Source organism: Verminephrobacter aporrectodeae subsp. tuberculatae (assembly GCF_026127385.1).
Taxonomy (GTDB): domain Bacteria; phylum Pseudomonadota; class Gammaproteobacteria; order Burkholderiales; family Burkholderiaceae_C; genus Acidovorax; species Acidovorax aporrectodeae.
On the sequence record NZ_QZCX01000001.1, the window covers coordinates 705,151 to 731,471 of the forward strand.

A 26,321-nucleotide genomic window follows, 5' to 3' on the forward strand; every position below is an offset into this window, starting at 1 on the left:
GGCATGACGCCGCCTTGGTCTGCAGCAGCTACTGCAGGCGGGCCCTGGCGGGTGCATTACGCCCCGGGGCATGGCCCGCCCGCAGGGACGCATCCTGATCGCGCTCCGGGAAACGGCTTTGGCGTGGTGTTCCCCAAATCCGAAGGAAAACCCGCATTTGTTGCCCACGTCGCCGGCACAATCGAGGCCTTGGCGCCCGGGGTAGTGGCTCCAGGCCACGGGCCAACGTTTACCGATGCCCCGCACGCCGCCCCGACGACTTCGTGCGCAACCCGGGGCCAGGCACGCGTTCCATCCGGCCAGGGTGTTGCTCCAGATACCGGCAGTCCGAATGGCAGCAGGCCACCATGGCCGAATCCGGCGCCCGGGCACTGGCCACGCCGTCCTTCGGCATGCTCCATGCGTACCGTTTCGCCAAGCGAACCAAGACCAAGTGGCTCGCGCGCTTGGCTGACCAGCTGGTGCGCCAAGACGAGCTGCTGCGCAACGCCTGAGAAGTGCCGCAATCCCTTGTGGAGCCTGGTTTCGACGCCCTTGCCCTTGCAACGCGCACGGCGGCCCCTGAAAGAACCGGGAATCCGATACGTAACCGAAAAACAAACTATTGAAGTAACTACACATGATAATTACCACCGCTTATTCCAGTCTTTTTAGTGTATCTGGATGCAGGACATAAAAAGACAATTTTCGGACCGTTTGCGCAAAGCAATGGCCGATGCAGGCTACGTTCCCAGGCCAGCGGTGCTGGAGCGTGAATTCAATACCCGGTACTGGGGAAAACCCATGACCTTGCACGGCGTGCGCCGATGGTTGATGGGCGAAACCATGCCGGACCACCGAAAGCTCGCCACGCTCGCCGAATGGTTACAGGTGCCCGTGCACCAGCTGAGCTACGGTGAAGGGCAGCCCCTGCGCACGCGCGAGCGACCGCCGGTGCAATGGCACTCCGGCCTGGGCTACCAGGACCGCGAGCTGTTCGAGATCTATCTGCGCCTGCCCGTACCCAAGCGGCACTTGGCGCGCGACGTGATCCTGGCAATCGCACGCGCCCACGCTGCCGATGATGCGGTGCGTAGCACTGGCAGCAGCGACGGCGATAGCGACAGCACCTGAGTTGCCTCGGGGTTTGCTGGCCGTCCGCGCCTGCCGGCCGACCAAGCGCAGAGGGTCAGCAAACGCTGCAGCGACCCGTGTTGTCGATGGCGCCCTTGGCCGCTACGTAGTTGACAAACTGGGGTGCCCTGCGCCAACTGCGGCGCTTGAGACGTTGACGATGCGCCCCCCTGTGCCGCGGGCTCACACGGCGCAGGCGCGCCGTGCGCATCGCGTCCACCCTGGGCCGCCGGCATGCCCACAACCCCCACGTCGTTCACCAGCGCCGTGATGCAGCCCCGCCGTTCGTCAACGGCCGGGAACATGGCAGCGCAGGCGCTCCCCCGCCGCACGGTTCTCGCGGGAGTTGACGACCACCGCCCAGCCCTGTCTTGCCGCCAGAGACGCAGTGGCGGCGCCAATGCCGCAGCTGGCGCTGGCAATGGGTGCGAGCATGCTCGCGCGCAAGGCATTCAACCAATGGCTGCGCGAATGAGGAGTCCATTATCTTGACGTGCGCCACCCATCCGCGGGCTGGCTGCATCACCCATTGATGTGCAAGAAAAAGGCCCATCAATTCTGAAAATCTGGTTTCCGATTTCTTCCATACCTTCCGCTCTATTTGACGCGTATCATTCGTTGCTGCAAGCTTGTCGGTCTTCTTGCATTTTCTGAATTTCTGATGCCAGTGCGGGATTATCGTGGACCAACATCTTGCTGGAGATTTCACCATGACATGTCGTGGCGTTCTTTGGTGTCGATGAGACGTTAATCGCGTCAAAAAACATATTCGCCGTGATGCACTTATCCCGGCGTCGTTCCCCATGACCCATCGCTCGTTGCCGTCGCACGGGCACGCAACCGGAGAATCCTCAGATGACGGAAATCCCCTTGACCCCATCCAGCCCCCAGGCCGAGAAACCTTGGTATGCAAACTTCCTCGCGTTTCTCATCGTCGCTCTGGCGCCGATTGGACAAATGGCGATTGATATCTTCGTGCCGTCACTGCCGCTGATGGCGTCGGAGTTCGCCGTGGATCGGACGACGGTGCAATGGAGCGTGACGCTTTACCTGGTGGCATTTGCAGCGGGCCAGCTGATCTACGGCCCGGTTTCCGACAGCTTCGGGCGCCGCCGTGCGTTGATTTCCGGGATTCTCCTGTTCCTCTGCGGATCAGCGATCTCGATCCTCGCGCAAACAATCACCTGGTTCGTCGTGGGGCGCGTGGTGCAGGGGATCGGCGTCACGGCAGCTTCTGTGCTCATGCGGGCGATCGCTGCCGACCGTTTCCAGGGGCCGAAGCTGGCACAGGTGCTGACCTATATGGTGATTGCTTGGGGCGTTGGTCCGGTCATTGCGCCCGTGCTTGGCGCGACCTTCCAGACCTCCGTCGGCTGGCGTTACTCGCTGGTCTTTCTCGCGGTCTACGCAGTCGTTCTGTTGGGCCTCGTCGTCGGGGTAATGAAGGAGACCAATCGACGGCTGCTCCCGTTGAGCGCCAGCGCCATCGCGCGCGGAGTCGTAGAAATATATGGCACGCTGCGCTTCATTCTCATTTTCATGGCCATGGGGCTGTGCTACGGAGCACTTTTGTCTTTCAACTTGGTCGCGCCGTTCATGGTCCAGACCGTGATGGGATACGGTCCGCAGGGGTTTGGTGCCGTGGCCCTGGTTCTGGGCGCCGTGTATTTCGGGGGCGTTTTTTCCAACCGCCTGCTTGCCCGAAGCATCACGACCGCGCGCAAATTCGCGCTTGCTTCGGCACTGGCATTGGTGGCTGCTGTGATTCAAGTAACGCTGGCCATCGGCTTTGACCTCAGGCTCTGGGCGTTGGTGCTGCCCTTCGCGTGCGTCGTATTTTTCAGCGGTGTGATGTACCCGAATCTCATGACGCTGGGAGTCTCGGCGTTTCCACACCTTGCAGGGCTGGCCAGTTCGCTGCTCGGCTTCTCCTTGATGTTGATTTCCGCCGGCGTCATGGGAATATCGTCGCTGCTGGATGTCCACTCCCTGATTCCATTCGCATGGCTCACACTGGCTTTGATGGGCGCTGTTTTTGCGCTGGTGCGTTTCATTCGTCCCTGATACCAAGAAGCCGTGGCCCGGCGACACGGAGTGTGTCGATAATGAAATCCGCAACCACGCGCACGCGGCGCGTCTGCGTCGCGTCATTGTGCAGAACCAGGTAGATGTTCTGCGTGAGCAGGCCATCTGGCCCATCAACGCGAGAAAGATCGGGGCAGAGGTCGCCCACGAAGCATGGCAGATAGGCCAAGCCAAGGCCGGCCCGCGCAGCCGCGACATGCCCCTGCAAGGTGTTGAGCCGCAGGCGTGGCTTGCGCCAATGGCGGTGCGCCGCTGCGGCGCGGACGATCGGCAGGTCTGAAAAGTCCGTGGGCCAGCCCACGATCCCGATCTCGGCGTGGCTGGCTTCATCCGCCACCAGCGCGTGGCTTGCGTAAAGCGCGTGGGCCTGTCTGCCGACCACCCGGACCTTGAAATTCCCCGTACTTGGCGTGGAGAGGCGAACGGCCATATCCGCTTCGCGCCCGTGCAGGGCCATCGGCTGCACGCCGGTGCAAAATTCAACGTCGATTCGGGGGTGCGTGGCCCACAGCCGGGCCAAGGCAGGCAGCAAAACAAGGTTGGCGAGATTCGCGCTGGTGGCAACCTGGACGAGACCGAACGTGTCCGCTTGGGCGGCGGGCAGGGATTGCTCCAATGCCGTGAATGCATCCTCGATGGACAAGCAACGCTTCCACAACGCCTGGCCATCCCGGGTCAGGCTGTAGCCTGCGTGCGTGCGCGCGAACAGGACAACGCCGCATTCCTCATCCAGCGCGGCCAGGCGGCGCGACAGCGTTGCCAGGCTGGTGTTCATTTGCCGGGCCGCCAGGGTCAATGAACCCGCGCGGGCGGTGGCCATGAAGAATCGGATGTTGTTCCAGTTCATGGCCATGGCAATGGATTGGTTGCGGCGCGCATGCGAGCAGATTCTCAGCGCAGATGCAGGTGGTTGCTGTGCTTGACCTCCTCCATCACCGCGTAGGTGCGCGTCTCGCGCACGCCGGGCAGTTGCCACAGCACATTGCCCGCGAACAAGCGGTAGGCGTTCATGTCGGCGGAGCGCGTTTTGAGCAGGTAGTCGAAGCCGCCCGCGACCATATGGCATTCCATGATCTCGGGGTGCGCCTGCACGGCGGCCTTGAATTGCTCGAACACATTCGGCGTGGTGCGGTCGAGCAGCACCTCGACGAAGACCAGCATGCCCGCGCCCAGCTTCAAGGGGTCGAGCCGCGCCTCGTAGCCCCGGATGAAGCCCTCGCGTGTGAGGCGCTGCACGCGCGCCAGCACGGCCGTGGGCGACAGCGCCACCGCCTCGGCCAGTTTGAGGTTGGCGATGCGGCCGTCTTGCTGCAGGATCGACAGGATCTTGCGGTCGATCCGGTCCAGATCGGTGTCGTTTGCCATGGACGCTGGTGAATTTCTCTGTGCAGCGGGTGATTTTTGGATATTCATTCGCCCCGAGTCCGGCGATCATCGCATGCGCCGGGCCCGACAGACCCGGCGCCGCAGAAGGACACCGCCATGACGCAGCCCGCAGCCCCCTTGCCCTTTGCCGATTTCGCCGCGCGCGCGCCACTGGACGACCCGCTGCGCGCCGCCATCGGCGCCGCCTGCCGCCGCCCGGAGCCCGAGGCCCTGGCCCCGCTGCTGGAGCAGGCGCGCCTGCCCGAGGATCTCGCGCAAGCGGCCGGGCAGCTGGCGCTGCGCCTTGCGGGCGCGCTGCGCCAGCGCGCCGGCGGTGGCGTCGTGCAGGGGCTGCTGCAGGAGTTTTCACTGTCCTCGCAGGAGGGCGTGGCGCTGATGTGCCTGGCCGAGGCGCTGCTGCGCATCCCCGACCGGGCCACGCGCGACGCGCTGATCCGCGACAAGATCAGCCACGGCCAGTGGGAGTCGCATCTGGGCAAGAGCCCCTCGCTGTTCGTGAACGCTGCGACCTGGGGCCTGCTGCTCACCGGCCGGCTGGTGGCCACGCACAGCGAAGGCACGCTGAGCGCGGCGCTGGGCCGCCTGATCGCCCGGGGCGGCGAACCCCTGATCCGCAAGGGCGTGGACCTGAGCGTGCGCATGATGGGCGAGCAGTTCGTGACCGGCGAGACCATCGAGCAGGCCCTGCTCAACTCCCGCGCGATGCAGGGCAAGGGCTTTCGCCATTCCTACGACATGCTCGGCGAGGCCGCGCTCACCGCCGCAGACGCCGCGCGCTACTGCGCCCTGTACGAGCAGGCGATCCACGCCATCGGCAAGAGCGCTGCGGGGCGCGGAATCCACGCGGGCCCGGGAATCTCGATCAAGCTCTCGGCCCTGCACCCGCGCTACGGCCGCGCGCAGTGGGCCCGGGTGATGGACGAGCTGTACCCGCGGCTGCTGCGCCTGGGCACGCTGGCGCGCGGCTACGACATCGGCCTGAACATCGACGCCGAAGAGGCCGACCGGCTGGATCTCTCGCTCGACCTGCTCGAACGCCTGTGCCACGCGCCCGACCTCGCGGGCTGGGACGGCGTCGGCTTTGTGGTCCAGGCGTACCAGAAGCGCTGCCCGTTCGTCATCGACTGGCTCATCGCCCTGGCCCGCCGCACGCGCCGCCGCCTGATGCTGCGGCTGGTCAAGGGCGCTTACTGGGACAGCGAGATCAAGCGCGCCCAGGTCGATGGGCTCGACGACTACCCGGTCTACACGCGCAAGGCGCACACCGATATCTCGTACATCGCCTGCGCGCGCAGGCTGCTCGCCGCGCCCGACGCCGTCTACCCGCAATTTGCCACGCACAACGCGCAAACCCTGGCCAGCGTCTACCAGCTCGCGGGCCCGGACTACCACGCCGGGCAGTACGAGTTCCAGTGCCTGTACGGCATGGGCGAGGCGCTGTACGAGCAGGTGGTGGGCAGCAGCGCCGCGGGCCGGCTGGACCGCCCCTGCCGCATCTACGCGCCCGTGGGCCCGCACGAAACGCTGCTCGCCTACCTGGTGCGCCGCCTGCTGGAGAACGGTGCGAATACCTCCTTCGTGAACCGCATCGCCGACGCGGGCATGGCGCTGGAAGACCTGGTGTGCAGCCCCGTGCAGCTGGTCGATCGGGCCGCCGCCGCCGAGGGCGTGGCCGGCCTGCCGCACCCCCGCATCGCCGCGCCGCGGGGTCTGTACGGCAGCCAGCGCGCGGGCGCGCGCGGGCTCGACCTGGCCGACGAAAACACCTTGATCTGGCTGGGCAGCGCATTGCAGGCCAGCGCCGGCCAAGCCTGGACGGCGGCGCCCATGCTTGGCGTGGACACGGTTGCGGACACGGCGCCCGGCGCCGACACGCCGCTGCACAACCCCGCCGACCGGCGCGACCTGGTGGGCCAGGTGCGCGAAGCCAGCGCCACCGACGTCGATCGGGCGCTGTGCTGCGCGCAGCAGGCGGCAGCCCCCTGGGCCGCGACGCCGCCTGCCGAACGCGCCGCGCGTCTGCTGCGCGCCGCCGATCTGCTGGAAGAGCGCACTGCGCCCCTGCTGGGCCTGCTGGTGCGCGAGGCCGGCAAGACCTGCGGCAACGCGCTCGCCGAGGTGCGCGAAGCGGTGGACTTTCTGCGCTACTACGCGGCGCAGGTCCGCGCCACCTTCGACAACGCCACGCACCTGCCGCTGGGTCCCGTGGCCTGCATCAGCCCCTGGAACTTTCCGCTCGCCATCTTCCTGGGCCAGGCGGCGGCCGCGCTGGCGGCCGGCAACCCGGTGCTCGCCAAGCCCGCCGAGCAGACGCCGCTGATCGCCGCCGAGGCCGTGCGCCTCCTGTGGCAGGCTGGCGTGCCGCGCGGCGCGCTGCAGTTGCTTCCCGGCCGGGGCGAGACCGTGGGCGCCCGCCTGGTCGCCGACGCGCGCGTGCAGGGCGTGCTGTTCACCGGCTCCATCGAGGTGGCGCGCACCCTGCAGCGCGCGCTCGCCGGGCGGCAGGGCGCGGCGCGCCACCCGATCCCGCTGATCGCCGAGACCGGCGGGCAGAACGCGCTGATCGTCGATTCGTCCGCGTTGGTGGAACAGGTGGTGGGCGACGTGCTCGCGTCCGCGTTCGACAGCGCGGGCCAGCGCTGCTCCGCGCTGCGCGTGCTGTGCGTGCAGGAGGAGGCCACCGGGCGCGTGCTGGAGATGCTGCGCGGCGCCATGGACGAGCTGCGCATGGGAAACCCCGGCGCGCTGCAGGTGGACATCGGCCCGGTCATCGACGCCGAGGCGCAGGCCGGCATCGTGGCGCATATCGAGGCCATGCAGGCCCGGGGCCGCCGCGTGTTCCAGCCCTGCCGCAGCGGCGCGCAGGACAGCACCCGGGGCAGCTTCGTTGCGCCCACGCTGATCGAACTCGAGCACATCGGCGAGCTGCAGCGCGAGGTCTTCGGCCCCGTGCTGCACCTGCTGCGCTACGCGCGCAAGGACCTGGACGCACTGCTCGCGCAGATCAACGCCACCGGCTACGGCCTCACGCAGGGCCTGCACACGCGCATCGACGAGACCATTGCCCGCGTGGTGCAGCGCGCGCACGCGGGCAATATCTACGTGAACCGCAACATGGTGGGCGCGGTGGTCGGCGTACAGCCCTTTGGCGGCGAGGGCCTTTCGGGCACCGGCCCCAAGGCGGGTGGTCCGCTGTACCTGCTGCGGCTGCTCGCGCAGCGCCCGGCCGACGCGCTGGCGCAGGCCCTGGCGCCTGCCGGCGACGTGGCCCCCGCCGACGTGGGCGCGCGCGAACGCCTGCTCGCACCGCTGCACGCGCTGGAATGCTGGGCGCAAACGGCGGGCCACGAGGCCCTGGCCGCCACCTGCCGCCGCTTTGGCCAGCAAACGCAAAGCGGCAGCACGCGCACGCTGCCCGGCCCCACGGGCGAGCGCAACCTCTACACGCTGGGTGCGCGCACCCCCGTGCTGTGCCTGGCCTGCGACGCGGGCGACTGGCTGACCCAGCTCGCCGCGGTGCTGGCCGCCGGCGGCATGGCGCTGTGGCCCACCCGGCAGGCCGGCGCCAGGGCCGCGCTGCCGCCCGCGGTACAGGCGCGCATCACGCTGCGCGACGACGCGCTCGAAGACCCCCGCGTGGAGCTTGCCGCGCTGCTGCACCATGGCGACAGCGCTGCGCTGCGCGACCTGTGCGAGGCGCTGGCACGGCGCCCCGGCCCCATCGTGGCGCTCATATCGCTGCCCCCGGGCGACAGCGGCGTGCCGCTGGAGCGCCTGCTGAGCGAACGCACGCTCAGCGTAAACACGGCCGCCGCAGGGGGCAACGCCAGTCTGATGGCCATTGGCTGAGCCGCGGGCCGGTATGTCCCAAGGGCGGTGATGACGACTGCGCAGATCCCGTGCCCTTGCGCATGGTGGAGAACCTCCCGGTGCTTCTGATGAGTTGTCGGCTTTTCCATCGGCGCGGAAAACGCCGGTGCCCCACGTTTGGCAAAATGGCACTTGCTTTCGCTGTTGGGTGCCGAGCGACGCATCAGTCCAACACCCGTCGGCAAATCCAGATGCATGACCACGTCGGGGCTACAGAGCAAACGCCATTCCCCTATGATCGAGCTAAAACAGACGGAGACATTCCGAAAGTGGCGGACGAAACTCAAAGATGAGCGCGTCCGTGTTGCTATTGCATTGCGCTTGGCTCGGCTGGCCTACGGCCACGCCGGCGACGCGAAGCCAGTAGGACAGGGGATAAGCGAGCTGCGCATCGACTACGGCCCCGGCTATCGGGTGTATTTCCAGCGGCACGGCAACACGATCATCGTCCTGCTGTGCGGCGGCAACAAGAGCACGCAGGTCGAAGATATAAAGACCGCCAAGCACCTCGCCAGTGAATGGAGCGAATGAGCATGACCGAAGAACTGACCCTCTACGACCCTGCAGAAGATTTGACCTCTGCCCAGGCCATTGCCGACTTCATGGCCGGCGCGTTCGAAACGAACGACCCTGGTTTCATCGCCCACGCCCTCGGCGTCGCCGTCCGCGCCAAGGGCATGGCGCAGATCGCCAACCAGACAGGGCTATCGCGCGAACAACTCTGCCAATCGTTGCGTGCTGACGGCGATCCGACGCTGCGCACGACGCTGGCCTTGATGAAGGCCTTCGGGATCGAACTGTCCGCGAAGCCCGTCGCGGTTCATTGATCGTCCCGGGTATCCACGGCAACGCGCTCGCTCATTTTCAGCAAACCACCCGCGCACGCTCGAGCATCGCGTGCAGCAGCACGTTGCAGCCCGCCGTGATGTGCTCGGGCTTGGCGTCCTCGATCTCGTTGTGGCTGATTCCGTCCTTGCAGGGGATGAACACCATGCCCGCAGGCGCCAGGCGCGCCATGTACACGGCGTCGTGCCCGGCGCCCGAGACGACGGGCATGTGCGGGTAGCCGAGCTTGGCGGCGGCGCGGCGCACGGCGTCCACGCAATCGGAATGGAAGCACTGCGCCGGATAGCTCGACACCAGGTCGATGCAGATCGGCAGCCCGGTCTCGGTGCTGAGTCTCGCGGCCACGGCGCGGATGTCCTGGTCCATGCTGTCGCAGTCGGCGCAGGTCGCGTTGCGCAGGTCGATGCTGAACTTCACCCGGCCCGGTATCACGTTGCGGCTGTTCGGGTGCACCTGCACCATTCCCACGGTGCCGCGCCCATGCGGCCGGTGGCGCCGGGCGCAGGCGACCACTTCCTGCATCAGCTGGCTGGCCACTTGCAGCGCGTCCTTGCGCAGCGCCATGGGCGTGGGGCCGGCGTGGGCTTCCATTCCGGTCACGGTGCAGTCGTACCAGCGGATTCCGAGCACACCGCTGACCACGCCAATGGTTTTGTCGTTGTCCTCCAGCACCGGGCCCTGCTCGATGTGCGTTTCAAAATAAGCGCCGATCGGGTGCTCGCCGGGTTCCTGCTCGCCGATATAGCCGATGCGCTCCAGTTCGCCGCGCACGGTCCTGCCCTCGGTGTCGGTGGCCGCGTACGCGTGCTCCAGCGTGAAGGCCTTGGCGAACACGCCGGAGCCCATCATCACCGGGACGAAGCGCGAGCCCTCTTCGTTGGTCCAGAAAGCCACTTCGATCGGGGCTTCGGTCTCGATGCCATGCGCGTTGAGCGTGCGCACCACCTCGATCCCCGCGAGCACGCCGTAGTTGCCATCGAACTTGCCGCCCGTGGGTTGGGTGTCGATATGGCTGCCGGTCATGATCGGTGGCAGCTGGTTGTTGCGCCCCGCGCGGCGCATGAAGCCGTTGCCGATCTTGTCGATGGTCACGCCCATTCCGGCCTCGCGCGCCCAGCGCGTGACCAGGTCGCGTCCTTGCCGGTCCAGGTCGGTGAGGGCCAGACGGCACACGCCGCCCTTGGGCGTGGCGCCGATCTGCGCCAGTTCCATGAGCGATGCCCATAAGCGCTCGCCGTTGACGCGCAGCTTGTCGATATCGGTTGTGGTGGGGGTGTCCATGCCGTTCTCCTGATACATGAATGAATCCGTGAATCAGCGCACGACCGCGGTCGGGGCCAGGTCCCGCGCACGTTTTTGCAGCGCCTGGAAGGGGGCGCCAAACGCCGGGCGCTCGACGTAGCGGCCCCGGCCCGGCTCGGCGCGCAGCTCGCCGTTGGCGTACACCACCCGCCCCTGGCTCACGGTGTGGCTCGCAATGCCGCGCACACTGCGGCCTTCGAAGAGGTTGAAGTCGCCCTTGCTGCGCTGGGTCTTGGCCGAGAAGGTCTTGCTGCCTTGCGGGTCCCATAGCACCAGGTCGGCGTCGGCGCCCTCGCCGATAAAGCCCTTGCGCGGGTAGATGTTGAACAGGCTCGCGGCGTTCGCCGAGGTGATGGCGACGAACTCGCTGGGCGTGAGGCGCCCGGTGTTCACGCCCGCATCCCAGATCACGGCCATGCGTTCCTCCACGCCGCCGGTGCCGTTCGGAATCTGGGCGAAGTTCTGTTTGCCCATGGCCTTTTGCGCGGCGCAGAAGACGCAATGGTCCGTCGCCGTGGTGTGCAGCTGGCCCGACTGCAGGCCGCGCCATAACGCCTCCTGGTGGATCTTGGGGCGAAACGGCGGGCTCATCACATGCGCGGCGGCCCGCGCGAAGTCCGGGTCGCGGTACACGCTGTCGTCAACCAGCAAATGCCCGGCCAGCACCTCGCCGTACACGCGCTGGCCGCGCGCACGGGCGCGGGCAATGGCTTCGGCGGCCTCCATGCAGCTCACGTGCACCACGTAGACGGGAACGCCCAGCACGTCGGCGATTGCGATCGCGCGGTTCGTCGCCTCGGCCTCGACCATGGGCGGGCGCGACAGCGGGTGGCCCTCGGGGCCGGTGATTCCCATGCGCGCCACTTCCTGCTGCAACAGGCAGACCAGCTCGCCGTTTTCCGCGTGCACCGTGGGCATGGCGCCCAGTTCCAGCGCGCGCAGGAAGCTGCGCACCAGCGTTTCGTCGTCGCACATGATGGCGTTCTTGTAGGCCATGAAATGCTTGAAGCTGTTCACGCCCTCTTGCTGCACCAGTGTTCCCATGTCGGCGTGCACCTGCTCGCTCCACCAGGTGATGGCCACGTGGAAACCGTAGTCGGCCGCAGACTTCTCGGCCCAGCCGCGCCATTTGCGGTAGGCGTCCAGCACCGGCTCCTGCGGGTCGGGGATGACGAAATCGATGATGCTCGTCGTGCCGCCGGCCAGGCCGGCTGCCGTGCCGCTGAAGAAATCGTCCGCGGTCACCGTGCCCATGAACGGCAGCTGCATATGGGTATGGGGGTCTATGCCCCCGGGCAGCACGTACTGCCCGCCGGCGTCCAGGGTCTGCGCCCCGGCAGGAGCATGCTGCGCTGCGGTTTCGCCAACCGCCACGATGCGGCCGTCCACGCACAGCACGTCGGCGCGCTGTTCGCGGTCGGCGTTGACCACGGTGCCACCGCGGATCACAAGGGCCTGGCTCATGGGGGACTCCTTCCGGGATGGGGATATGGGAATGGGGGAATCATTTCTTTCTGGTGCTCAGGTAGTAATAGCAGGTGCCGGCCACGGCCAGGCTGAAGAACCAGCCAAAGTCGAACAGGCCGAGCAGCAGACCGGGCAGCGCCGCCTTGTCGATGGCTCCCGACACCGCCAGATAGCCTGGCAGGCAGGGCAGCACGCCCAGGCCGAAGGCGACCAGCGCCCGCGGGTTCCAGCCGTCGCAGTACTCGTACTCGCCGCCGCGGCGGTAGAGGTCGTCCACCTTGAGCTCCCCTTTGCGCACCAGGTAATAGTCCACCAGCAAAATGCCGGCGATCGCGCCCAGCAGCGTTCCATAACCGCCGAGCCAAGTAAACAGGTAGTCACCCGAGGTGGCCAGCAGCTTCCAGGGCATGAACAGCAGGCCGATGAACGCAGCGATCAGGCCCCCGGCGCGAAAGCTGATCTTCGCGGGCGCCACCTGGCTGAAGTCATACGAAGGCGACACCAGGTTGGCGGCCACGTTGGTGGTCAGGTTGGCCAGCAGGATCACGAGCAGGCCCAGGCCCGCCGCGAAGCTGCCCATTTGCGTCAGCAGGCCGTCGGGGAACAGCTGCGCCTTGCCGTACAAAATGGCCGACGCCGAAAACCCGATCACGCCGACCATGGAGAACAGCGCCATGGGGATCGGCAAGCCGATGGCCTGGCCCAGAATCTGGTCCTTTTGCGACCGGGCAAAGCGCGTGAAGTCCGGGATATTCAGCGCCAGCGTGGCCCAAAAGCCCACCAGGCCGGTGAGCGCGGCCCAGGTTCTGGGGCCCCCCTCGACCACCTTCGGGGGCAGGTTGAAGAGCTGGCCCGGAGGCACCCGCACCAGCAGCACGACCACCAGAGCGAGGGACGCAGCGATCATCAGCGGCGCGGCGACCACTTCGAGCTTGCGGATGGATTCCGGCCCCTTCCAGATGAACCAGATATGCACGGCCCAGAACGCCAGAAAGCATGCGAACTGCGAGTTGCTGATGGTCTGCCCCTCGGTCGGTCCCACCAGGCCCATTCCCAGGACGTTCAAAAAGCCATGCAGCGCGAGCGCACCGAAGTAGCAGTTGATGGAAAACCAGCCGCAGGCCACCAGGCCGCGCAGCACCGCGGGCAGGTTCGCACCCTGGACGCCAAACGACGCGCGCGCGAGCACCGGAAACGGCACGCCGTACCGGGGCCCCACGCTCCCGATGAGCAGCATGGGAACGAGCACGATGCAGTTCGCCAGGAACACCAGCCACACCGCCATCTGCCAGGTAAAGCCCTGGTCGAGCATGGAGCTGGCCATGGTGTAGGTGGGAACGCAGACCACCATGCCCACCCAGAGCGCGGCAAAGTCTCTCCAGGCCCAGCGCCGCTGCGCGGGCGTGGTGGGGAGCAAATCATCGTTCGCGAGCGCGTCCGATGCCGCGCCGGGAAGGGGCCGCGCCACGTGGGCGGCGCTGCCGGTACTGTTTGTCATATTGCGACTCCTGTGAAAGACAGTGTAGGGTGCCGTCTGGCCCGGCGCCCCGGCGCTTGGGCAGACGGCGGACACGAGCGGGCGCGCAAGAATCGCACCCGAAAATGCCGTGCGGCAGGCGCTGCGGCGGCGCGGCGCGTGCCTCGGCATGATCTGTTTGCATGCATCTCCGGTGCGGCGCGCGCCTCAGGCCATGGCCGGCGCGGCCGCGGGCGGCGGGCGCTGCGGGTTGTTCGGATGCGTCGTCCAGTTCGCGTATTCGCCCGTGACCCGGATTCCGGTGCGCGCATCGACTTCGCCCGGTTGCAGCGCGCGCATGCTGATGCACCCGGGCACCGGGCAGATCGACGCGCACAGGTTGCAGCCCACGCATTCCTCTTCCTTCACCTGGAAGCGGCGCACCCCGTCGACCATGGCCGTGATCGCCTGGTGTGCGGTGTCTTCGCACACCACGTGGCAGCGGCCACAGCGGATGCAGGCGTCCTGATCGATGAGCGCTTTTTCCACGTGCCCGAGGTCCAGGCTCTGCCAGTCCCGGACGGACGCAAGGGCCCGGCCCCGGAAGTCGTCCAGCGTCGCGTAGCCCTGCTCGTCCATGAAGTTCGACAGCCCGTCGCACATGTCCTGCACGATCCGAAAGCCGTACACCATGGCCGCAGTGCACACCTGCACCGTGCCGCAGCCGAGCGCAATGTACTCGGCCGCGTCGCGCCAGTTGCCGACGCCGCCAATGCCGCTCAGGGGCAGGTCCGCGGTCCGCGCGTCGCGCGCGATCTCGGCCACCATGTTCAGCGCAATCGGCTTCACGGCCGGGCCGCAGTAGCCGCCGTGCGAGCCCTGGCCAGCGGTACTCGGGAGCATCACCATGCGATCCAGGTCCACCCCCATCACGGAGTTGATGGTGTTGATGAGCGACACCGCGTCGGCCCCGCCCGCCCGGGCAGCGCGCGCGGGCAGGCGCACGTCGGTGACGTTCGGCGTGAGCTTGACGACCACGGGCAGCCGGCTGTGGTGCTTGCACCAGGCCGTGACCATCCGGATGTACTCCGGCACTTGGCCCACGGCGGAACCCATGCCGCGCTCGCTCATGCCGTGCGGGCAGCCGAAGTTGAGCTCGACGCCGTCGGCGCCCGTGTCCTCGACCTGCGCCAGGATGCGCCTCCAGCTCTGCTCCTCGCACGGAACCATCAAGGAAACGAGCAGCGCGCGGTCGGGCCAGCTGCGTTTGACGCGCCGGATCTCTTGCAGGTTGGTGTGCAGCGGCCGGTCGGTGATGAGCTCGATGTTGTTCAGGCCGATCACGCGCCGGTCCTGCGCCATGAGCGTCGCGTAGCGCGGGCCGTTGACGTTGACGATGGGCGGGTCCTCGCCCAGCGTCTTCCAGACCACGCCGCCCCAGCCCGCCTCGAAGGCGCGCGTGACGTTGATCTCCTTGTCGGTCGGCGGTGCGGACGCGAGCCAGAAGGGGTTGGGGCTTCTGATGCCCAGAAAATTGCTGCGGATATCGGCCATGCGATGCTCCCGTGAATTGCCGTGAATGCGCTGCGGCGGCTGGCGCCGCTCAGGCCAGGAGCGCCTCGTGCATGGAGACCGCGGCCCGCTTGCCGTGCTCCACGGCTTCCACGGTCAGGTCGCGCCCGCCCGCGCGGCAGTCGCCGCCGGCCCAGACACGGGCCAGGCTGGTGCGGCCCATCGCGTCCGTGGCGATGCGCCCGCCCGCCAGCGCAATCGCCTGGCCCGCTGGCTCGGCCACATAGGTCTGGCCAATGGCCTTGAGGAGCATGTCGGCGTCGAGCGTGAAGCACTCGCCGGTCTCCACCAGCTGGCCCGCAGCATCGAGCGCCGTGGCGGCGAAGCGCATGCCCTTGACCGCACCGTCCGCGCAGAGCAATTCCTTGGGGGCCGCCCAGTGGTGGATTTTCACGCCATGGGTCTGCGCCCAGTCCTGCTCCACGCGCGACGCCGACATGCCTTCGGCGCCGCGGCGATAGACGATGCTCACCTCCTGCGCGCCGAGCTTGCGCGACTGCACGGCGGCGTCCACCGCCGTCATGCCGCCGCCAACCACCACCACCCGGCGCCCCACCGGCAGGCTGGCCAGGTCGCTGCTCTGGCGCAACTCGGCGATGAAGTCCACCGCATTGCGCAGTCCCGTGGCCGTGGGCTCGGCAATCCCCAGCGCGTTCACGCCCGACAGCCCGAGCCCCAGGAACACCGCGTCGTACGCGCCCAGCAGACCGTCGAGCGCGATGTCGCGCCCCAGCTGCTGGCCGGTGCGCACCGCGATGCCACCGACCGACAGCAGCCACGCAACCTCCTTTTGCGCGAAGTCATGCGGCGTCTTGTAGCGGGCCAGGCCATACTCATTCAGGCCGCCCAGCTTGGGACGCGCCTCGAACAGCACCACCGCATGGCCGCGCAGGGCCAGACCATGCGCGCAGGCCAGCCCCGCGGGCCCGGCGCCCACCACCGCCACGCGCCGGCCCGTGGACGCCGCGCGCTGAAACAGGGGCGCGCCCGGCTTGGCGAACAAGGCGTCGGTGGCGTAGCGCTGCAGGGCGCCGATCTCCACCGGCTTGTCCCCGTGGGTGTTGCGCACACAGACCTGCTCGCACAGCACCTCGGTCGGGCATACCCGGGCGCAGATTCCGCCCAGCGGATTGGCCTGCAAAATGGCGCGCGCCGCGCCGCGCTCATTGCCCTGCGCAATGCGCTGGATGAACGAGGGAACGTCGATCCCCGTGGGGCACGCCGTGGTGCACGGCGCGTCGTGGCAGTAGTAGCAGCGCTCGGCCTCGATCAGCGCCTGCGGCCGGGTCAGCGGCGCGTGGACGTCGCCGAAGTTGGCGGCGCAGTCGGCCGGACTCAGGCGCCCGGAACGAATTCCGCAGGCGCGGCTTGCGGGCGCGTCCATCGGGTTTCCTCAGCGGGGTTCAAAGTGGGGCACCGGGCCAGCGGGGGCGCATCTGCACGCGCACAAATGCCCGCCCGGGTGCTGCCTGCGCCCTTCTGTTTTGGAGGTTTCATCGTGGTCCTCACCATAGCGAGCCGGGCAGTCTACCCGGCTGAAAAAATTTACCAATTGGTAAAATCCCTAGGGAAAACCCCAATCAGCCGATTCGCGCTCCCGCGCCGCCTGCGAACCCCTTGTGCGCCGGTTTTCGCGCCCGGCTTATTCCACTATGGTTGCACCATGAAAGATGCGCACCCAGCCCGAGCCCCGACGGCCTCCCGCCTGCTCAAGGAGCAGGCAATCCTCGCCGAGGCGGAGAACCACTTCGCACAATTCGGCTTCGAGGGCGCGTCGCTGGAGAGCATTGCGGCGGCCATCGGCATCAGCCGGCACAACCTGCTGTACTACTTTCCCGGCAAGGAGGCGCTCTACCAGCGCGTGCTCGACGACGTGCTCACCGAGTGGCTGGCCGGAATGCAGGAGCTCGCGCACAGCGACGACCCGCAGCAGGCGCTGCGCCGCTACATCCGCGCCAAGCTGCATTACTCGCGCACGCGCCCCCAGGGGGTCAAGGTATTCAGCAAGGAGATGATTGCCGGCGCGCCACGCTACGCCAAGGCGATCACCGGGCGCGTCGCGCCGCTGCTCGATTCGGGAGTCCGCCACTTTGAGCGCTGGGCACGTGCGCAGCGCATCGCGAAGGTGGACTTCAGGCACCTGATGTTCATCATCTGGTCCGTGACGCAGGCCTACGCCGAGCAGGAAGCGCAGTTCGCGCCCCTGCTGGGCAAACCGGCGCTGACCGGAAGAGACTACGAAAAGGCCGAGGAACTGATCGTGCGCATGGTGCTTGGCGCGCTCGCGTTGCCCGCAACGGGCAGCGGCTCCGCCAGCGGAAAACCAGCTGCGTGAGTTGTGCGGCGCAGACAGCGGGACCTGCCTCGTTGGAAATACCACGGTGGACGCGGCTGGGGCTTTCTTCTTTCTGCGCTCCTGTGCTAGATTTCAGGGCATGTTGCGCAGCATGCTCCCGTCCACCCTACGGCCAGGTCTAGTACCCGGCCGGGGTCTGCCTGCGCCCTCCCGTGTTGCCGTTCGGCGCAACACCTGACATCCCCCTGACCCCGGCCCACGAACCAGCCTTTGCACACCAGCAAAGGGCTGCAGGGGACGTCATCCGTTTTTCGTTTGACCAGCCCGGTGCACAGCGCAACGCGCGACGCACACACCGTTCGTGGAGCCCCTCATGATTGCCAACCCCGCTACCAAATACCAGCCCATCGCCCCCGTGGCATTGACCGATCGCCAATGGCCGTCGCGCAGCATCAGCCGCGCGCCCGTGTGGCTCTCCACCGACCTGCGCGACGGCAACCAGGCGTTGTTCGAGCCGATGAACTGCGAGCGCAAGCTGCGCCTTTTTCATGAACTGGTGCGCATCGGTTTCAAGGAGATCGAGGTCGGCTTTCCGGCCGCGTCGCAGACCGATTTCGACTGCGTGCGCCACCTCGTCGATGACGACCTGATCCCCGACGACGTGCGCATCATGGTCATCACCCAGCTGCGCGAGGACCTGATTGCGCGCACCGTGCAAGCCGTGCGGGGTGCGCGCCACGCCATCGTGCACCTGTACAACGCCACCGCACCCGCGTGGCGGCGCACCGTGTTCGGCATGAACGTGGCGCAGATGCTGCAGCTCATCCGCCACCACGTGGGCTACCTCAGACAGCTCACCGACGCGCAGCCTGCGACCCGGTGGACGCTGCAATACTCGCCCGAGACCTTCAGCGCCACCGAGCCCGACGTCTCGCTGCGCGCCTGTCAGACGGCCATCTCCGCCTGGGGCACGGGGCCCGACCGGCACATCATCATCAACCTGCCCAGCACCGTGGAGAACGCCACGCCCAACGTGTTTGCCGACCAGATCGAGTGGATGCACCGGCGCCTTTCGCCGCGCGAGCACGTGCTGCTCTCGGTGCACCCGCACAACGACCGCGGGACGGGTGTGGCCGCGGCCGAGCTGGCCATGATGGCCGGCGCACAGCGCATCGAAGGCTGCCTGTTCGGCAACGGCGAGCGCTGCGGCAATGTGGACATCGTGACGCTGGCGCTGAACCTGTACACCCAGGGTGTGTCTCCGGGCCTGGACTTTTCGGACATCACCGCCGTGGCCCGCGTGGCCGAGGAATGTACCGCGTTGCCCGTGCACCCGCGCCACCCCTACGCCGGCGATCTGGTGTTCACGGCCTTTTCCGGGTCGCACCAGGACGCGATCAGGAAGGGCCTTGCCGCGCAGGACCCGGACGCCGCGTGGGCCGTGCCCTACCTGCCCATAGACCCCGCCGACCTGGGGCGCACGTATGACGGCGTGATCCGGGTGAACAGCCAGTCGGGCAAGGGCGGCATCGCGTTCCTGCTCGAGCGCGGGTACGGCGTGGTGATGCCCCGGCGCATGCAAGTGGAGTTCAGCGCGCTGGTGCAGCGCCAGACCGACGCGAGCGAGACCGAGATGGGCGGCGACGCGCTGTGGGAGCTCTTCCGGGCCACTTACCTGCAGGCCCCCGCGCAACCGGCCATCGTTTGCCATAGCCACCGGCCGGGCGCAGACGGGCAGGGCATGGAGCTCGACGTCAGCATCGGCGGCGCCCGCGAACGCCTGCGCGGCCAGGGCTGCGGCCCCGTCGCCGCCACGGTGGACGCGCTGGGCCTGCCGCTGCGCGTGGACCACTGCGAGGAGCGTGCCGCCGGCGTCCAGACCATGGTCATCGTGGAGGCCGCCCTGGAGGGCGTGGCCGGATCCACCTTTGGCGCTGGCGCCAGCCATTGCAGCGTGACGGCCTCGGTGCAGGCCCTCGTGAACGCGGCCAACCGGCTCATGCAGCGGCGCCGGTCTGCACCAGCGGCCAGGGCGGCATGAGGCCGCTGCCGCCCATGCGCTACCCTCGGGGACCATGCGCGCATTCCACTGCCTGACCTGCGCGGCGGCCCTGCTGGCATTGGGCGGCTGCAGCACCCCGGCGCCCCCCTCGGTGCACCGGGCCCCGGTTTACACGCCGTTGTCGCAGGCGCAGGCGAGCGACATCGCCATCCACGCGCTGGGCCTCGTGGGAACGCCCTACCGCCATGGCGGCAACACGCCCGATTCAGGCTTTGATTGCAGCGGGCTGATTGGCTACGTGTACCGCAGCCGCATGGGCACGGCGCCACCGCGCACCGTGGCGCAACTCAGCGGCTGGGGCGAACCCGTCTCCGGCAGCGAACTGCGCGCGGGGGACCTGGTGCTGTTCGGCACCGGACCCGTGCCCTCGCATGCCGGCATCTACGTGGGCCAGGGGCGCTTCGTGCACGCGCCGTCCAGCGGCGGCAGGGTGCGCCTGGACCTCCTGCAAGCGCGTTACTGGGCGCGGCAGAACGCGTCGTTCCGGCGGCCCTGAGCGAGCCCGCCCATGCCCATCCTCCGCGCCGTCATCCCGACGCCCCGGTTTTCGGGTTTTGCTTGTTCTTCTACTTTCTTTATTTATAAATAGCAGTAGTAGTAGGCCCTGCCGTTTTCTGTGGACAAGCCTTGTTTCCCCAGTGCTGGTGCGGGTTTGCGCAGCGCCAAAGCCTGTGGGGTGACGCGCGCAATGGGCGAAGTGCAGAGACAACAACTTGGGCGCCGGGTCTTTTTCTGTGGATAACCACCGAGTTGTGCCAGAACTATTCCCAGGTTTGTCCACGCTCGCCTGCCGCAGGGCTGCGGCCACGCTGGCGGAGACGGAAAGCGTCGCGCGGCGCTGGATGCGCCATCAGCCAGCAAAAAGAAAGCGCTCCCGGGTTTCGGGCATCTGCTGGCCTGCGTCGACAATCGCGGGTTTCGTGTCCGTCGGGCAAGCGACGAGGCCCCCAACAAAAGGAAAGGTTTTTTCATGTTCAAGAACGTGCTCCTGTACCGCATTGCGCCGCAATCGCAGGTGGAATGGACGCAGCTGGAAGAGGCCCTGGCGAAGGCGCCGTTCATGGAGTGCGGCGCCACGCAGGAGAAGTCCCTGGGCTGGGTTGCGCCCCGGGGCGAGGCGCATGGGCCGTTGGCGGAATCGGTCGCGGGGCAGTGGATCGTGCGCTGCATGCTCGAGGCCAAGGCCGTTCCGGGCCCGGTGCTGGCCCGCAAGGTGAAGGAAAAGGCCGAGCGCATCGAGCGCGAAACCGGCCGCAAGCCGGGCAAGAGGGAGAGCCGGGATCTCAAGGACGAGACCCGGCTGGATTTGCTGCCCATGGCGTTCACCAAGCAGACGGCGGTGTGGGTGTGGATGGATACCGCGTCCCGCCTGTTGCTGCTCGACACCTCCAGCCAGAGCTGCGCCGACGAGGTCGTGACCCTGCTGGTCGAATCGCTTCCCGGCCTGTCGGTGGCGTTGCTCGACACCCGGACCAGCCCGCAGGCCGCGATGTCGCACTGGCTCGGAGCGCAGGAGCCGCCCGCGGGTTTCAGCGTGGACCGCGAATGCGAGCTCAAGAGCGCCGACGAGGAGAATTCCGTGGTGCGCTACGCCCGCCATCGGCTCGATATCGAAGAGGTGCAGGCGCATATCGCCGCCGGCAAGCTGCCGACCCGGCTTGCGCTCACGTGGAACGACCGCGTCTCCTTCCTGCTCACCGAAGGCTTGCAGCTCAGGAAGCTGGAGTTCCTGGACCCGGTGTTCGATGGCGGCAAGGCCGACGATCGCGGTTTTGACACCGACGTGGCGCTTGCCACGGGCGAGCTGGCGCAGCTGATCCCCGATCTGATCGAGGCCTTGGGCGGCGAAGCGCAGGCGGGCGTGGCCGAGGCGGCGGCCGGGCCCGCGCCGGTGGACGGGAGCCCGGATTCGGCCCCGTTCTGAGCCGCGGCGCATGTGACAAATGCGTACAGGGCGGCCGGTGTTGTCTGGCAAACTGCGGCGCCTTGCTGAAAACCAGGGAGGGTTGGGGCAGGGCGGCCGCGGCGTGCACGGCGTCGGCGCACCCCCTGTTTTCAAGGAAGACGAACCATGAATCTCTTCTCGTTCATGCGGCGGTTCACGATTCGGTTGCGCATGCTCGGGGCCATTGCCGTGGTTCTGGGCCTGCTGAGCCTGCTGGGTGGCGCAGGCATGCTGGGAATGTTCCGCATCCACGCCATGAGCGAAGATTTCATGGCGCACACCATTGCCAAAATGGCCGACATGGCCGCGCTGCAGGGCGAGATGGGAGCGATCCGCCAGCACGAGAAGGACATGATCATCGGCTACGAAAAGCCCGAGGCCGTGAAGGCCGCGCACGCCAAGTGGCAGGCCAGCCTGGAGCAGGCGCGCAAGATTGCCGACAAGTTCCTGGAGGGCGAAGAAGATTCGGACAATCCCGTGCTGCGCAGCATCATCACCAGGCTCGACAGCTACCGCGACCTGTTTGCTCCCGTGATCCGCCAGCTCGAGGCCAGCGGCTACGACACGGCGACCATTGCGAACCACATGAGCACCAAGGCGGTGGCCGAGTTCGATCTGGCGGGCCGGTCGATGGGCGAGCTCGACGCCGTGCTGCGCAGCGAGGTCGCCAGGTCGGTGCAGCAGCAGGGCGCGGTATCGAGCCAGACGAACTGGCTTTTCGCGCTCTTGGTCTTGGTCACGGTGGTGATGGTGGTGCCCACCACGCTGATGAACATGCGCTCCATCTGCCGTCCGCTGGAGGACGCGTGCGCGATGGCGCAGGCCATTGCCGGCGGGAACCTTGCGCAGCGCATCGCGGCCGATGAGCGCGATGAGGTGGCCGACCTGCAGCGCGCCCTGCGCGACATGCAGCAGGGCCTGGGGACGCTGGTGGCGCAGGTGCGCGACGCCAGCGGCAGCGTTGCCAGCGCCAGCCAGGAGATCGCCGCAGGAAACCAGGATCTGTCGCAGCGCACGGAACAGACGGCCGGCCATGCGCAGGAGGCGGCGACCTCGCTGTCGCAGCTCACGTCCACCGTGCAGCAGACCGCGTCCTCGTCGCGCATGGCGCACCAGCTGGCGACTTCGGCGTCGGATACGGCCACGCGCGGCGGCGCGGTGATAGCGCAGGCCGTGGTCAGCATGCGCGAGATCTCGGCGTCGAGCCGCGAGATCGGCGACATCATCGGCCTGATCGACTCGATCGCTTTCCAGACCAACATCCTGGCGCTCAACGCCGCGGTGGAGGCCGCGCGCGCCGGCGAGCAGGGGCGTGGCTTCGCCGTGGTGGCGAGCGAGGTGCGCAGCCTGGCGCAGCGCTCGGCCACTGCCGCGAACGACATCAAGGCCCTCATCGGTCGCAGCGTGAGCGCCGTGGACGGCGGCGTGCGCCATGTGGAAGACGCGGGCACAGCGATGCAGGAGATCGTGGCCAGCGTGCAGCGGGTCAACGAAATCATTGGCCAGATCACGGCGGCGGCGTCCGCGCAGTCCGCCGGCATAGGCCAGGTGAATCAGTCGGTGGGCGAAATCGACCGCATGACCCAGCAGAACGCCGCCTTGGTGCAGGAGTCGGCCGCCGCGGCCGAGTCCCTGCGCGAACAGGCGGCCCGCCTGGCGCAGGTGGTGCGGCAGTTTCGCCTGGCAGCGTAGGCGCTGCGCCCGGGCCAGCATGCGCCAGGCCCTGCGGCGGCGCCCGGCCACCTGCACTCGCACCCGCGGCCGGGCAGCATGCTGGCCCGGCCTGGCGGGGTGTCGGTGTAGGCTCGCTGGCGCAGACCCTGTTCGTCGGCCTTGGCGGCTGCGCGCTCAGACGGCGAAGCCGTCATCCGCCGCGATCACGGCGCCGTTGATGAAATGGCTCTGGTCGCTGGCGAGCATGATCAGCAGCGCATCCAGGTCCTCGGGGCTGCCCACGCGCTTGCGCGGCAGCATCGCCATCAGCTTGCGGCCCTGCTCCGTCTGCCAGTGGTGGTGGTTGATTTCCGTATCGATGTAGCCGGGGCAGATGGCGTTGACGTTGATTCCGAAGCGGCCCCACTCGATGGCCATGGCCCGGGTCATCTGCACCACCGCCGCCTTGCTCATGCAGTAGGCGCCGATCTGCGGCAGCACCTTCAGGCCCGCCATGGACGCGATGTTGATGATGCGCCCGCCCGTGAAGCTGCCCGGCGCAGCCCCGCAGGAGCGCGCGAGCATGCGCTTGCCCACCTCTTGCGCGACGAAGAACGCGCCCTTGACGTTGGTGTCGAAAATGAAGTCGTAGTCCTCGGGGGTCAGGTCCTGTATGCGCTGGGTGATGCCCACTCCCGAGTTGTTCACCAGGATGTCGATCGACCCCATCTCGGTTTCGGCGTGCGCCACGGCGGACCGGATGGAATCAAGGTCGGTCACGTCGAGTTCGATCGCATGCGCGTCACCGCCGTCGCCCTCGATGCGCGCGCGCAACTCCTTGAGCTTGTCCACGCGGCGGCTGGCCAGCACCACACCCGCACCCGCGCGGGCCAGCGTGCGGGCAAACTGCGCGCCCAGTCCGCCGGAGGCGCCCGTGATGAAGGCCACGCGGCCGGACAAGTCGATGCTGTATGCCATTGAAGTTCTCCCTTCCCCCTGCTGATGAAAATAGAACGGTCGTTCGATTACCCGTCCTCCATGAATACAATCGGTCGCCAGCCGGACAGGGCATTGCGCCCCACGCCGCGGAAAATCAACCGATTATCAGACGCCCGAGTACAAGCCCATGACCCCCGATGAAATCCTCGCCCAGCATGGTCCCCGCGAATCGATGGAATACGACGTGGTGGTCGTGGGCGGCGGCCCGGCCGGCCTTTCCACGGCCATCCGGCTCAAGCAGCTGGCCGCCGAAAAAGCGCAGGACGTCTCGGTGGTGGTGCTGGAAAAGGGCTCCGAGCCCGGTGCGCACGTCCTCTCGGGCGCGGTCATGGATCCCCGGGCGCTGACCGAGTTGATCCCCGACTGGAAAGAACGCGGCGCCCCCTTGGACCAGCCCGTGACCGACGACGCCTACGTCTTCCTGGGCGAGACATCGGGCTTTCGCGTTCCGAACATGTTCCTGCCGCCGTTTGCGCGCAACCATGGCAACTTCGTCGTGAGTCTGGGCGCGGTCACGCGCTGGCTCGCCGCGCAGGCCGAGGCCCTGGGCGTGGAAATCTTCCCCGGCTTCGCTGCCGCCGAAGTGCTCTACGGCGACGACGGCTGCGTCAAGGGCGTTGCCACCGGCAACCTGGGGCTGGGCAGGGACGGCGTGCCCGGAGCGAACTTCCAGCTCGGCATGGAACTGCTGGGCAAGTACACCGTGTTCGCCGAGGGCGCGCGCGGCCACCTGGGCCGCCAGCTGATCGCGCGCTACGGGCTCGACCAGGGGCGTGACCCGCAGAGCTTCGGCATTGGCGTCAAGGAGCTGTGGGAGATCGACCCCGGGCGCCACCAACCCGGCTTCGTGATGCACACCGCCGGCTGGCCCCTGAAGAGCGACACCTACGGCGGCGCCTTCCTCTACCACCTGCCAGAGCGCAAGCTGGCCGTCGGTTTCGTCACCGGCCTGGGCTACCGCAACCCCTACCTCGACCCGTTCGAGGAATTCCAGCGCTGGAAGACGCATCCCAGCATCCGCTACTACTTTGAAAACGAAAACGGCGAGATCACGGCCAAGCGTTTGGCATACGGCGCGCGCGCCATCAACGCCAGCGGAATCGACGCCCTGCCCAAGACCATCTTCCCGGGCGGCGCGCTCGTGGGCTGCGACGCCGGTTATCTGAACGTCGGGCGCATCAAGGGCAGCCACGCCGCGATCAAGACCGGCATGCTGGCCGCGCAGGCCGCGTACGACGCCATCGCAGCGGGCCGCCAACACGACGAGCTCGGCGCCTACCCCGAGGCCTTCGGGAAGAGCTGGTTGCACACCGAGCTGAACAAGGACCGCAATTTCAAAAACTGGTTCAAGTACGGCCTGACCACGGCCACGCTGATGAACGGCTTCGAGCAGTTCGTGCTGCGCGGCCATATCCCCTGGACGCTGCACCGCGACAAGCCCGACCACGCCTGCCTCAGGCCCGCCGCCGAATGCCAGCCCATCGCCTACCCCAAGCCCGACGGCAAGCTGACCTTCGACCGCCTCTCGAGCGTGTTCATCAGCAACACCCACCACGAAGAGAACCAGCCCGTGCACCTGACGCTCAAGGACGCGAGCGTTCCGGTCCGTGTCAACCTGGCGGAATACGCCGGCCCCGAGGCGCGCTACTGTCCCGCGGGGGTCTACGAGTTCGTCCCCGACACGGCCCGGGGCGGCGACGCGCAGCGCCTGCAAATCAACGCGCAAAATTGCGTGCACTGCAAGACCTGCGACATCAAGGACCCCACGCAGAACATCGTCTGGGTGGCGCCCGAGGGCGGCGGCGGTCCGAACTACGCGGGCATGTAATCAGCCTGCCGACCCGTCGCGCACCCTGCCCCGCAGCGCCTTGGTCTCGCCGCGCTGCGTTTTGCGCTCCAGCCGCCGCCGCCTGGATTCGTAGCTGGGCCGGGTGGCGCGGCGCACGCGCGGGGGGCGGGCCACGCGGCCGACCAGTGCGTTCAGGCGCTCCAGCGCATCGGCGCGGTTTTGCTCCTGGCTGCGGTACCGCTGGGCCTTGATGACGACTACGCCCTCTTGCGTGATGCGCGTGTCGCGCAGGGCCAGCAGGCGTTGCTTCACGTCGTCCGGCAACGAAGACGCGGCCACGTCGAAGCGCAGATGCACCGCGCTGGAGACCTTGTTGACGTTCTGCCCACCCGCGCCCTGCGCGCGCATGGCGCTGATTTCGACTTCTTCCTCGGACACCTGCAGGGGCGGCAACGGGGTCATGGCTGCTTTCTGCCCGCG

The 26,321-nt window shown here is 67.6% G+C and carries 22 protein-coding genes; 12 read left to right on the forward strand and 10 right to left on the reverse strand.

Annotated elements, in window-relative coordinates; genetic code table 11:
• Positions 1–347: 347 nt before the first annotated feature.
• Both D5041_RS02870 and D5041_RS02875 read left to right on the forward strand, forming a co-directional pair.
• On the forward strand, positions 348–494 hold the full coding sequence (locus D5041_RS02870) for a hypothetical protein (protein ID WP_265282225.1): 147 nt from the start codon (positions 348–350) through the stop codon (positions 492–494).
• 169 nt (positions 495–663) lie between these two features.
• The gene (locus D5041_RS02875) at positions 664–1,113 is read left to right on the forward strand and encodes an XRE family transcriptional regulator (protein WP_265258369.1); all 450 of its coding nucleotides are present in this window, start codon (positions 664–666) and stop codon (positions 1,111–1,113) included.
• Positions 1,114–1,401: 288 nt separating this feature from the next.
• Here the strand turns inward: D5041_RS02875 and D5041_RS02880 are convergent, their stop codons facing one another.
• Entirely contained in the window at positions 1,402–1,548 is a 147-nt protein-coding gene (locus tag D5041_RS02880; protein WP_265282226.1) for a hypothetical protein, read from the reverse strand.
• A gap of 420 nt (positions 1,549–1,968) precedes the next feature.
• Here D5041_RS02880 and D5041_RS02885 point away from each other — a divergent pair, with 420 nt between their 5' ends.
• Positions 1,969–3,177 (forward strand): multidrug effflux MFS transporter, encoded by a 1,209-nt coding sequence (locus D5041_RS02885; RefSeq protein ID WP_265283845.1) that lies wholly within the window; start codon positions 1,969–1,971, stop codon positions 3,175–3,177.
• On the opposite strand, the gene D5041_RS02890 is transcribed toward D5041_RS02885, so the two are convergent.
• Both D5041_RS02890 and D5041_RS02895 read right to left on the reverse strand, forming a co-directional pair.
• Positions 3,164–4,045: a LysR family transcriptional regulator gene (locus D5041_RS02890; RefSeq protein WP_169315358.1), complete on the reverse strand. Its 882-nt coding sequence runs from the start codon at positions 4,043–4,045 to the stop codon at positions 3,164–3,166. The genes D5041_RS02885 and D5041_RS02890 overlap by 14 nt on opposite strands.
• 44 nt (positions 4,046–4,089) lie before the next feature.
• A complete protein-coding gene (locus tag D5041_RS02895; RefSeq protein WP_010099979.1) occupies positions 4,090–4,563 on the reverse strand; it encodes an Lrp/AsnC ligand binding domain-containing protein in 474 nt (157 codons plus the stop codon).
• 117 nt (positions 4,564–4,680) lie between these two features.
• On the opposite strand from D5041_RS02895, the gene putA reads away from it, so the two are divergent.
• The 3 genes from putA to D5041_RS02910 all read left to right on the forward strand — a co-directional run bounded on the left by putA (position 4,681) and on the right by D5041_RS02910 (position 9,281).
• Positions 4,681–8,433 carry a trifunctional transcriptional regulator/proline dehydrogenase/L-glutamate gamma-semialdehyde dehydrogenase gene (putA, locus tag D5041_RS02900; protein ID WP_265283846.1) on the forward strand — a complete coding sequence of 1,251 codons (3,753 nt, stop codon included), beginning with the start codon at positions 4,681–4,683 and terminating at the stop codon, positions 8,431–8,433.
• A gap of 255 nt (positions 8,434–8,688) precedes the next feature.
• Positions 8,689–8,985, forward strand: a complete 297-nt coding sequence (locus D5041_RS02905; RefSeq protein WP_265283847.1) for a type II toxin-antitoxin system RelE/ParE family toxin — start codon at positions 8,689–8,691, stop codon at positions 8,983–8,985.
• A 2-nt stretch (positions 8,986–8,987) separates the two neighbouring features.
• Entirely contained in the window at positions 8,988–9,281 is a 294-nt protein-coding gene (locus D5041_RS02910; protein WP_265258366.1) for an addiction module antidote protein, read from the forward strand.
• A gap of 37 nt (positions 9,282–9,318) precedes the next feature.
• Here the strand turns inward: D5041_RS02910 and D5041_RS02915 are convergent, their stop codons facing one another.
• The 5 genes from D5041_RS02915 to D5041_RS02935 all read right to left on the reverse strand — a co-directional run bounded on the left by D5041_RS02915 (position 9,319) and on the right by D5041_RS02935 (position 16,481).
• Positions 9,319–10,581 (reverse strand): Zn-dependent hydrolase, encoded by a 1,263-nt coding sequence (locus D5041_RS02915; protein WP_265283848.1) that lies wholly within the window; start codon positions 10,579–10,581, stop codon positions 9,319–9,321.
• Positions 10,582–10,614: 33 nt separating this feature from the next.
• Positions 10,615–12,066: a dihydropyrimidinase gene (gene hydA / locus D5041_RS02920; protein ID WP_265258364.1), complete on the reverse strand. Its 1,452-nt coding sequence runs from the start codon at positions 12,064–12,066 to the stop codon at positions 10,615–10,617.
• Positions 12,067–12,106: 40 nt separating this feature from the next.
• Positions 12,107–13,567 (reverse strand): NCS1 family nucleobase:cation symporter-1, encoded by a 1,461-nt coding sequence (locus D5041_RS02925; protein WP_010099934.1) that lies wholly within the window; start codon positions 13,565–13,567, stop codon positions 12,107–12,109.
• 186 nt (positions 13,568–13,753) lie between these two features.
• Entirely contained in the window at positions 13,754–15,079 is a 1,326-nt protein-coding gene (gene preA / locus D5041_RS02930) for an NAD-dependent dihydropyrimidine dehydrogenase subunit PreA (protein ID WP_265283849.1), read from the reverse strand.
• Between the two features lie 49 nt (positions 15,080–15,128).
• Positions 15,129–16,481 (reverse strand): NAD(P)-dependent oxidoreductase, encoded by a 1,353-nt coding sequence (locus D5041_RS02935; RefSeq protein ID WP_265283850.1) that lies wholly within the window; start codon positions 16,479–16,481, stop codon positions 15,129–15,131.
• 279 nt (positions 16,482–16,760) lie between these two features.
• On the opposite strand from D5041_RS02935, the gene D5041_RS02940 reads away from it, so the two are divergent.
• The 5 genes from D5041_RS02940 to D5041_RS02960 all read left to right on the forward strand — a co-directional run bounded on the left by D5041_RS02940 (position 16,761) and on the right by D5041_RS02960 (position 23,092).
• A complete protein-coding gene (locus D5041_RS02940; RefSeq protein ID WP_010101728.1) occupies positions 16,761–17,432 on the forward strand; it encodes a TetR family transcriptional regulator C-terminal domain-containing protein in 672 nt (223 codons plus the stop codon).
• Between the two features lie 334 nt (positions 17,433–17,766).
• The gene (locus D5041_RS02945) at positions 17,767–19,434 is read left to right on the forward strand and encodes a 2-isopropylmalate synthase (protein WP_265283851.1); all 1,668 of its coding nucleotides are present in this window, start codon (positions 17,767–17,769) and stop codon (positions 19,432–19,434) included.
• A 34-nt stretch (positions 19,435–19,468) separates the two neighbouring features.
• Entirely contained in the window at positions 19,469–19,951 is a 483-nt protein-coding gene (locus D5041_RS02950; protein WP_265283852.1) for a C40 family peptidase, read from the forward strand.
• Positions 19,952–20,425: 474 nt separating this feature from the next.
• The gene (locus tag D5041_RS02955; protein ID WP_010105995.1) at positions 20,426–21,379 is read left to right on the forward strand and encodes a recombination-associated protein RdgC; all 954 of its coding nucleotides are present in this window, start codon (positions 20,426–20,428) and stop codon (positions 21,377–21,379) included.
• Between the two features lie 147 nt (positions 21,380–21,526).
• Complete coding sequence (locus D5041_RS02960; RefSeq protein WP_265282233.1) at positions 21,527–23,092, forward strand: methyl-accepting chemotaxis protein; 1,566 nt, start codon at positions 21,527–21,529, stop codon at positions 23,090–23,092.
• A gap of 156 nt (positions 23,093–23,248) precedes the next feature.
• On the opposite strand, the gene D5041_RS02965 is transcribed toward D5041_RS02960, so the two are convergent.
• On the reverse strand, positions 23,249–24,031 hold the full coding sequence (locus D5041_RS02965; RefSeq protein ID WP_010105999.1) for an SDR family oxidoreductase: 783 nt from the start codon (positions 24,029–24,031) through the stop codon (positions 23,249–23,251).
• Between the two features lie 148 nt (positions 24,032–24,179).
• On the opposite strand from D5041_RS02965, the gene D5041_RS02970 reads away from it, so the two are divergent.
• Positions 24,180–25,880, forward strand: a complete 1,701-nt coding sequence (locus D5041_RS02970; RefSeq protein WP_010106000.1) for an electron transfer flavoprotein-ubiquinone oxidoreductase — start codon at positions 24,180–24,182, stop codon at positions 25,878–25,880.
• On the opposite strand, the gene arfB is transcribed toward D5041_RS02970, so the two are convergent.
• Positions 25,881–26,303 (reverse strand): alternative ribosome rescue aminoacyl-tRNA hydrolase ArfB, encoded by a 423-nt coding sequence (gene arfB, locus D5041_RS02975; RefSeq protein WP_010106002.1) that lies wholly within the window; start codon positions 26,301–26,303, stop codon positions 25,881–25,883.
• Positions 26,304–26,321 lie beyond the last annotated feature (18 nt).